Origin of the sequence: Vibrio sp. 1641, from assembly GCF_033339995.1 — a bacterium.
GTDB classification, from domain to species: domain Bacteria; phylum Pseudomonadota; class Gammaproteobacteria; order Enterobacterales; family Vibrionaceae; genus Vibrio; species Vibrio alginolyticus.
In genome coordinates, this window is the sequence record NZ_JAWOVP010000272.1 from 1 (window position 1) to 629 (window position 629).

Genomic DNA, 629 nt, shown 5'->3' on the forward strand with positions numbered 1-629 from the left:
CGTATCACATGCATAGCCAGGCTCCCAAGGTTTAAGATCATCGGACGTGGCACATAAGCCGTCCGCTTTGAAGTCTTTCGTAACGCGCCAACCATTGGTATACGGCAAACGAGCAAACTCATTCGCTTTATAGTTTGGGTAGCTCGTAATGTTCGGCAAATATTTTTCTAGTACTGACAAGTTTTCTGCAAACATCGAGGCATCGTAGGCAGGATCTTGATAAGAGTTGATCTGGTGATCACCCGTTGCATTACATTCTGCCGCACTGTTTGGGCCAAATTCTTCAACACAGTTGTGAACCATATGGTCATAACTGTGGTTTGCGACGATGTGGCCGCTATCCAACGCCAGTTTTAGTGCCTCTAACGCTCTGTCTTCGTTTTCATCACCAATACCATCTAGGTGCCACGCATTAAAGTAAAACGTCGCTTTTACTTCTTCTTGATTTAGCACATTAATGACGTCAATTGAGGCGTTGATTGGGCCATCATCAAACGTCAGATAAATGGTTCCTTTGGTGTCAGTTTGGGCAAATGCATATTGAGATAGAGCGGCACTTACAAGCGTTGCAATAGCCAGTTTATTTAATTTCATTTTCGATTCCTTTTCGAAATTAATAATGACGTTGT

At 43.1% G+C, this 629-nt stretch carries 1 protein-coding gene; it reads right to left on the minus strand.

Annotated features, from left to right (window positions below; genetic code table 11):
- Positions 1-594 (minus strand): polysaccharide deacetylase family protein (locus tag R7Z47_RS25475; RefSeq protein WP_318130844.1); only part of this gene is annotated, 594 nt, incomplete at its 3' end.
- Positions 595-629 lie beyond the last annotated feature (35 nt).